Annotated in this window: 1 pseudogene; it reads right to left on the reverse strand. The window is 50.9% G+C overall.

Annotated features, from left to right (window positions below):
- A pseudogene (locus tag ACR0DT_RS25110) lies at positions 1 to 346 on the reverse strand (DUF4856 domain-containing protein); the annotation flags it as partial.
- Positions 347 to 747 lie beyond the last annotated feature (401 nt).

The following is a 747-nucleotide window of genomic DNA, read 5'->3' on the forward strand; positions in this document are numbered from 1 at the left end:
CCTTGGAGATTTCATTTACAGTCGCTTGCTTGACTGGAAAGCCGTCTTTCGAGACCGGGGCGATGATTTCCAGATCTTCTTCGGATCCGTTGAAATAGGCCAGCATCAGCGCTTCGACTTCGGCTGCATTGTTGCCACCGTCACCTTTTGCAGCGGCTTTCTTCAGGCTGTCGTGCAGAACGTGGCGCGCAATCTGACCCGAATAGGATACGGAATCGGTTTTGTCGCCAGAATACCCTTTCACGGTGACGGGGAACGGACCATAGGCTTGCTCAGCAAACGCAGCGCCGCTGAAGAGCGTCGCGGCAACGAGCGCCGAGGTGAATTTCAGGTTGGACTTGGACATGAGATCCCTCTTCATTTTCAGACTAAAAAAGTCGGATATTTTTTGTTGATGTTTTTAGTCAGCTTTTTGACCGACATGTCAAGTGCAATCCGAACCGGTCATGCGTTTTGTTGGTGGGTTTACCCAACCAGAAGCGTGCTTCTTTTCACCGCAAGGCTTTGTTTCTGAATTATTTCAAAGGCTATTGCGTGGAACGTTTGATCTCCGTTTTGCGGAATTGGAAAGAAGTGGCTGAAATTGCGGAGCTCCAAATCACGTTTCTCTGAGATTTTGTGTTGTAGTAGGCCAGCGCCGGGGAACGAAGCTGCGGTTCCCCTCTACGTCTGCCTTGCACACATCACCAACAGCGAAATCACACCACGGGTGCGCTGCGGTCATTCTCTTTTGACCCGATTCAGGGG

It is taken from the genome of Ruegeria sp. BI11 (assembly GCF_056538005.1).